Source organism: Microbacterium sp. UBA1097 (genome assembly GCF_002313585.1).
Taxonomy (GTDB): Bacteria; Actinomycetota; Actinomycetes; order Actinomycetales; family Microbacteriaceae; genus Microbacterium.
This window is the reverse complement of sequence record NZ_DCBW01000059.1, coordinates 15,655-22,212: the sequence shown is the minus strand read 5'-3', so window position 1 is coordinate 22,212 and position 6,558 is coordinate 15,655. Positions and strand designations below refer to the sequence as shown.

8 protein-coding genes are annotated in these 6,558 nt (G+C 66.9%); 3 read left to right on the top strand and 5 right to left on the bottom strand.

Going from position 1 to position 6,558, the window contains the following annotated elements; translation table 11 throughout:
- The first annotated feature begins 176 nt into the window (after window positions 1-176).
- Window positions 177-1,331 carry a MalY/PatB family protein gene (locus tag B4F19_RS13795; protein WP_292728236.1) on the top strand — a complete coding sequence of 385 codons (1,155 nt, stop codon included), beginning with the start codon at window positions 177-179 and terminating at the stop codon, window positions 1,329-1,331.
- A 3-nt stretch (window positions 1,332-1,334) separates the two neighbouring features.
- Here B4F19_RS13795 and B4F19_RS13790 read toward each other — a convergent pair whose 3' ends face one another.
- Window positions 1,335-1,973 (bottom strand): biotin transporter BioY, encoded by a 639-nt coding sequence (locus B4F19_RS13790; RefSeq protein WP_228179044.1) that lies wholly within the window; start codon window positions 1,971-1,973, stop codon window positions 1,335-1,337.
- Window positions 1,974-2,082: 109 nt separating this feature from the next.
- On the opposite strand from B4F19_RS13790, the gene abc-f reads away from it, so the two are divergent.
- On the top strand, window positions 2,083-3,681 hold the full coding sequence (gene abc-f / locus B4F19_RS13785) for a ribosomal protection-like ABC-F family protein (protein ID WP_228179097.1): 1,599 nt from the start codon (window positions 2,083-2,085) through the stop codon (window positions 3,679-3,681).
- Window positions 3,682-3,709: 28 nt separating this feature from the next.
- On the opposite strand, the gene B4F19_RS13780 is transcribed toward abc-f, so the two are convergent.
- Genes B4F19_RS13780 through B4F19_RS13765 form a run of 4 tightly spaced genes read right to left on the bottom strand, consistent with a single transcriptional unit; the run spans window position 3,710 to window position 5,656 of the window.
- Complete coding sequence (locus B4F19_RS13780; protein WP_228179045.1) at window positions 3,710-4,570, bottom strand: SURF1 family protein; 861 nt, start codon at window positions 4,568-4,570, stop codon at window positions 3,710-3,712.
- The gene (locus B4F19_RS13775; protein WP_228179046.1) at window positions 4,567-4,791 is read right to left on the bottom strand and encodes a hypothetical protein; all 225 of its coding nucleotides are present in this window, start codon (window positions 4,789-4,791) and stop codon (window positions 4,567-4,569) included. Before B4F19_RS13775 ends, B4F19_RS13780 begins: the two co-directional genes overlap by 4 nt.
- Entirely contained in the window at window positions 4,781-5,152 is a 372-nt protein-coding gene (locus B4F19_RS13770; protein ID WP_267189799.1) for a DUF3099 domain-containing protein, read from the bottom strand. Before B4F19_RS13770 ends, B4F19_RS13775 begins: the two co-directional genes overlap by 11 nt.
- 60 nt (window positions 5,153-5,212) lie before the next feature.
- A complete protein-coding gene (locus tag B4F19_RS13765) occupies window positions 5,213-5,656 on the bottom strand; it encodes a DUF4190 domain-containing protein (RefSeq protein ID WP_228179048.1) in 444 nt (147 codons plus the stop codon).
- A 142-nt stretch (window positions 5,657-5,798) separates the two neighbouring features.
- Here B4F19_RS13765 and fabG point away from each other — a divergent pair, with 142 nt between their 5' ends.
- A complete protein-coding gene (gene fabG / locus B4F19_RS13760; RefSeq protein WP_228179049.1) occupies window positions 5,799-6,509 on the top strand; it encodes a 3-oxoacyl-ACP reductase FabG in 711 nt (236 codons plus the stop codon).
- Window positions 6,510-6,558: the final 49 nt, after the last annotated feature.

Here is a 6,558-nt window from a genome sequence, read left to right as displayed (position 1 = left end):
TGTGTGCCGCTATGCGGCTGGGTCTGATGTCCGCCGCTCCGCGGGGTGCCGTCCTCGGGGACATGCCCTCGCGGGCTGCGCCCGCTCCCGCCAGACCCGGTGCCAGCCCCGAGGACGGCACCCCGCTGCGCGGCTGCGCCCGGACAGGTTCGGGCTCGCAACGCTAGGCTCGGAGGATGACCGCGAGCCCACTTCAGGCCCTCCCGATCGAGCGACTGCGCGAGCGGACGAGCACGAAATGGCGTGCCTATCCCGCCGATGTGCTGCCGCTGTTCGTTGCAGAGACCGACTTCCCGCTCGCGCCGGCGATCACAGCGCGTTTGCGCGCAGCGGTGGAGATCGGTGACACGGGGTATACGCCGCCGAAGCCGGGGATCGCTGAGGCTTACGCCGGTTTTGCGCGGCGGCGCTACGGCTGGGAGATCGACCCCGCGCACGTTCGCTCGACGGGCGACGTCGTCATGGGTCTGGTCGAGATCCTCAGAGCCACAATCTCACTCGGGGACCGCGTCGTCATCACGCCCCCGGTGTATCCGCCGTTCTACGACCTCATCCCGGAAGCGGGGGGAGTCGTCGAGACAGTGCCGCTGCTCGCGGATGCCGGATACACGCTTGATCTGGCCGGCATCGAGGCGGCACTGGCCGGAGGCGCCCGCGCGGTTCTGCTGTGCAACCCGCACAACCCGACGGGAACAGTGCACTCCCGCGAGACGCTCGCAGAACTCGCCGAGATCGCCGCACGCCACGGCGCGATCGTCGTCAGTGACGAAATTCATGCACCCCTGGTGCATGCGCCGGCGACGTTCACGCCGTTCCTCAGCGCATCTCCGGTTGCGGCATCCGTCGGATACGCCGTGGCGAGCGCAAGCAAAGCCTTCAATCTCGCTGGTCTGAAGTGCGCGCTGATGTCGACCGCCGCTGACCACACGCGCCGGGTCGTGCAGGGGCTCCCGAAGGAAGTCGAGTGGCGAACTGGTCACTTCGGCGCACTGGCAGGCGTTGCGGCCTTCTCGCCCGAGAGCGATGAGTGGCTGGATGCGTTACTCGCCGCGCTCGACGCGAACCGGCACCTCCTCGCCGACCTGCTCGCCGAGCACGTACCGGCGGCGCGGTATGCGATCCCCGATGCGGGGTACCTTGCCTGGGTCGATCTGTCGGGCCTGGGGTGGGGTGAGGACCCCGCAGAGCGGATTCTCACCGAGGCGCGAGTCGCGGTCCACCACGGTCCGACCTTCGGTGACGAGGGTCGAGGGTTCGTGAGGGTCAACTTCGGGTGCTCGCCGGAGGTTCTGCGCGAGGCGATCGAGCGGATCGGCGAGCTCTCCCGCTGAACCTCAGCGCTTCTTGGCGGTGTCGATCCGGCGCACGAGCGCCCATGCGCCGGGGATCAGGAGCGCTGCAAAGCCCGCCTTGATCAGGCCGGGAACGATGAACGGCCATAGGCCCGCATTGAGCACCTCAGCTGGCGAGATCGTCTGGCCCATGACTGTCGACAGAATGAAGGCCATGTAGGGCACGCCGATGACGAACGGGATGACACTGGCGATCACGAACCCCGCGAAGGCGAGGAGGGGCTTGCGATCCCAAGCACGCTCAGCGAACCATCCGGCGACGAACGCCGCCGGGATGAAGCCCAGGATGAACCCGAACGAGGGAGCCAGCAGGTAGGCCGGGCCTGCGACCGGTCCGGCGAACACCGGCAGACCGAGAAGGCCGACGAACATGTAGGTCGTCATCGTGGCAGCGCCGCGCGCGGACCCCAGCGCAGCGCCGACGAGGATGACGCCGAGGGTCTGCCCCGTGATCGGGATCGGCCCGATGAAGAACGACACTTTCGCCAGCAACGCCACGACGGCGACTCCCGCCAGCACGAGGCCGGCGTCGATGGCGAACGCCCGCGCCCGCGACGAGGGCCGGGCGATGATGTCGGCGAGAACCCGGGTGTGCGTGGCCGGTGCGGCGGCAGTCGTCATGGTGCTCCTTGGTCAGTTGAATCCAGGCGGCGAAGTATTGCGACTTATACTAGGGGGCTGGCCATCGGCCCCCTTGTACCCTTCTCACCGAATGAAACGGAGCTTTGCTGTGCTCTCCGTGCACGACCTCGAGATTCGCGTGGGCGCCCGGGTGCTCATGTCGGACGTCACGTTCCGCGTGGGCGCGGGCGACAAGGTCGGGCTCGTGGGTCGCAATGGTGCCGGCAAGACGACTCTCACGAAAGTGCTCTCGGGCGACCTTCTGCCGGCTGCGGGTCGCGTCGATCGCAGCGGCGAACTCGGGTACCTGCCCCAGGACCCGCGCTCGGGTAATCCCGAGGATCTCGCCCGCACCCGCATCCTCGACGCGCGGGGGCTCGGCCAGCTCGCCATCGGGATGCACGAGGCAAGCCTCGCGATGGGCGATGACGATGCCGATGTCGCCGCGCGCGCCATGCGCCGCTACGGGTCGCTCACCGAGCGCTTCGAGGCTCTCGGCGGGTACGCCGCCGAGGCCGAGGCAGCCTCGATCGCCCACAACCTGGCATTGCCCGACCGCATCCTCGACCAACCGCTCAGTACGCTGTCGGGTGGTCAGCGCCGACGCATCGAACTTGCCCGCATCCTCTTCTCGGACGCGCAGACGATGATCCTCGACGAGCCGACGAACCACTTGGATGCCGACAGTGTCGTGTGGCTGCGGGAGTTCCTGAAGAACTACAAGGGCGGTCTGATCGTCATTTCGCACGATGTCGAACTCGTCGGCGAGACCGTCAACCGCGTCTTCTACCTCGACGCAAACCGTCAGGTCATCGACATCTACAACATGTCGTGGAAGAACTACCTGCGCCAACGTGTGGCCGACGAGGAGCGCCGCAAGAAGGAGCGCGCCAACGCCGAAAAGAAGGCCACTGCGCTCCAGCAGCAGGCGGCGAAGTTCGGGGCCAAGGCCACGAAGGCTGCTGCTGCGCACCAGATGCTTGCACGTGCCGAGAAGCTTCTCTCGGGCCTCGACGAGGTGCGGCAAGAGGACCGCGTCGCCAAACTCCGCTTCCCGAAGCCGGCAGCGTGCGGCAAGACGCCACTCATGGCATCCGGGCTTTCGAAGTCGTACGGGTCCCTGGAGATCTTCACGGATGTCGACCTGGCGATCGACCGCGGATCGAAGGTGGTCGTGCTCGGACTCAACGGTGCCGGCAAGACGACGCTGCTGCGCATCCTCGCCGGAGTGGACCGTCCCGATACCGGACAGGTCGAGCCCGGACACGGACTGAAGATCGGGTACTACGCGCAGGAGCACGAGAACCTCGATGTGGGCCGCTCGGTGCTCGACAACATGATGTCCGCGGCGCCGGACATCACCGCTACCGAGGCACGCAAGGTTCTCGGGTCGTTCCTGTTCACGGGAGACGACGTGCTCAAGCCCGCCGGGGTGCTTTCGGGCGGGGAAAAGACCCGCCTGTCGCTGGCGACGCTGGTCGTTTCTAGTGCCAACGTGCTGCTCCTTGACGAGCCGACCAACAACCTCGACCCGGCATCCCGCGACGAGATCCTGGGCGCGTTGGCACATTACGAGGGCGCAGTCATCCTGGTCTCTCACGACGAGGGTGCTGTGGAGGCGCTGAACCCCGAGCGGGTGCTTATTCTTCCCGACGGCGTCGAAGACATCTGGGGTCGCGACTACATCGACCTCATCACGCTCGCCTGAGGCTTCGCCTCGCAGGCGCGCTCGCGCCCTACTGAGGGAGTCGGTCGAGGATCTCGTCTTCCTCGGCCATGTCGCGGTCGCGCCGGCGCTGGCCTCGCGGGGGGCGAGGGGTGTCGTCGGTCTCCTCTCGGCGGTGACGGACCTCGGTGCGGATGACGTAGCCGATGAAGAAGAACCCCATCACGGCGAACAGGATCCACTGGATCGCATACGACAGGTAGGGCCCGGGGTCCTCAGAGGGGGATTCCAGCTGATTGGGTACGGATGCTGCAGCCGGAGTCTCCGAGACCATGACGCCATACGCGCTTGTGATGAAAGCGGGGTCGCCGCCGAGAGCTTCAGCGATAAGCGGCAGGTGGATCGTCGGCACTTGACCCTCGGGGGCCTCGGTACGTCCCGATCGGGGGAGCGACTCTCCCGGTCGCAGCCGTGCGATCACGTCGATGGTGCCCGCAGGGGGTGCGGGGACCGCACTCGGATCGCTGTCTTCGGCGGGGGGAACCCAGCCGCGGTTGATGAGTAGGATTCGGCCGTCCGTCGTCTGGAACGGCACCAGGACCTCGAAGGCGGCAGTCCCGCCGTGCGGGCGGTTCCTTACCAGCACTGTGTCGTCGACCAGATAGGTTCCCTGGAGCGCCACCGGGTGCCATTCGTTGTCGACCGGCAGATCTCCCGTCTCGGGCACCAGATCATCGAGCGCCGCAGGCTCGGCGTCGTAGTTGGCCTCGACGAGAGCAAGCTGCTGCGAGCGCTCAGCGTTGCGGGTGAACTGCCAGTTGGAGAGGAATCCGCACGCTATCGCGAACAGCACCGCGATGCCGATGTACGCCGTCCAGCGCACCGCCGCTGGCGCCTTGTGCTCTGCCGCAGGCGCCTTGTGCTCACTCACGCCTGTTCCGCCGCGAAAGCTTCCACGCTGAGGGGAAACGAGCGCGCAGCGAGGAACTCTCGCAGGTAGCCGACGTGCTCATCGCAGGCAAGCCACGTCTTGCTGCGATCTCCCTTGTGGATTCGGGGGTTTCGCCATCGGATGCTCCACTGCGCATCCTCGCGGCATCCGGCGCGTGAACAGATCGTCTCTGGGCCCGCGGTCGGGGATTCAGTCGTCACCCGCGTCCTCCTGCCGACTCTCGTCGATCCGGATGACTTGCGGTGCCGCCGGCGAAGGCGAAGCTGAAGTCTGGCCCGGCGCCGGCGCCTCGATCATGCGTTCGGGCCCGAGCGCCGTGGGTGCGGTCATGTCTGCGCTGACATTGGCGATGACAACAGCGAGATACGGAAGGAAGATCGCCATGGCCGCGAAGACCCAGGTGTACCAGCTGTAGGGCGTCACGAACAGGACGAGGCCGAGGCAGACGAGACGGATCGCCATCATCACGAGATACGTCGTCGACCGCTTGCCTGCGTCCTCTTTCGGCGCCCGGGGGAGGGACGTCGCCGGTTGCGGTTTGGCAGATGATTTCACGGTCATACCAGATTACGCCGCGCCGCCCCGACGGGATCCGTCGGGGCGACGCTTGTGACGTGACGGTTAGGACGAATAACCCATCTCGCGCGCGTTCGCGAAGATGACTCCGAACCATGCGATGAACAAGATGATGCCGAGGATCGCCAGTCCCAACGTCACCCAACCGATGATGACTCCGGCAAGTCCGAGCCCGCGGCCGCCCTCACCCGTCTGCTTGATCTGGCTGAGCGACATGTGGCCGGTGATGATGCCGACGATCTGGCCGATGACGGGGATCACGAAGACACCCACGAGCGATGACACGAGGGACACGATCGCCAGCGTGTTGGTCTTGGGGCCTTGCGGGTACGCGGTGTAGGCGGGCGCTGCCCCGTAGGCAGGCGGAGCTGCCGGCGCGCCGTAGGCCGGAGGTGCGGGCGGGGCCGGCGGCGGGTAGGAAGCAGGTGGTGCCGGAGCTGCCGCGGGCGGCTGTTCCTCGGGGGCTGCGGGGGTGTTCTGGTCGCTCACGGTTCGGCCTTTCTGACACGCATCCGCACGATCGTTCGTGCTGCCACCAGCGTTCCAGTAGCCCCGTGGCGTGTCAACGTGGACGGTAGTCTGGGTCGGTCCTGCCCGCGCAGCGGGTCGAATCGACCGCAGGAGATGCTTCATGTCCACCGATCACGTCGTTCTCGTCACCGGAGGCAATCGCGGCATCGGTCGCTCCATCGCCGAGCGTTTCGTCGCGGAGGGGTACCCGGTCGCCGTGACCGCCCGCTCCGGAGAGGGCCCCGCCGGCACGCTGACGGTGCGCGCCGATGTGACGGATGCCGCGGCCGTCGACGCGGCGTTCTCGGAGGTCGAGGAAAAGCTCGGACCGGTGACGATCGTGGTGGCCAATGCGGGCGTCACGAAGGACACCCTGCTGTTGCGTATGAGCGAAGACGACTTCGATTCGGTCGTGGCGACGAATCTCGGTGGCGCATTCCGTGTCGTCAAGCGTGCGGCGAAGGGCATGCTGCGCGCAAAGTGGGGACGGGTCATCCTGATCTCGAGCGTTGTCGGCCTCTACGGCTCGCCGGGCCAGATCAACTACGCGTCATCCAAGAGCGGGCTCGTCGGGTTCGCGCGGTCGCTGACACGGGAGCTCGGCGGTCGCGCTATCACCGCCAACGTGGTGGCCCCCGGCTTCATCGAGACCGACATGACCGCCGAGCTCCCGGACGAGACGCAGGCGCAGTACAAAGCGACGATCCCCGCGGGCCGGTTCGCGACCCCAGACGAGGTGGCCGGTGTGGTCACGTGGCTCGCCTCAGACAACGCCGCCTACATCTCGGGAGCGGTCATCCCGGTCGATGGCGGCCTGGGTATGGGGCACTGACGCAGTTCAGTCCTCCCGGATGGCGGCAATGAGCATTCTGGCGAGCTCA

Coding starts and splice junctions, on each gene's coding strand:
- B4F19_RS13795 (WP_292728236.1), top strand. CDS start 177: ATGACCGCGAGCCCACTTCAGGCCCTCCCGATCGAGCGACTGCGCGAG.
- B4F19_RS13770 (WP_267189799.1), bottom strand. CDS start 5,152: ATGACCGTGAAATCATCTGCCAAACCGCAACCGGCGACGTCCCTCCCC.
- B4F19_RS13790 (WP_228179044.1), bottom strand. CDS start 1,973: ATGACGACTGCCGCCGCACCGGCCACGCACACCCGGGTTCTCGCCGAC.
- fabG (WP_228179049.1), top strand. CDS start 5,799: ATGTCCACCGATCACGTCGTTCTCGTCACCGGAGGCAATCGCGGCATC.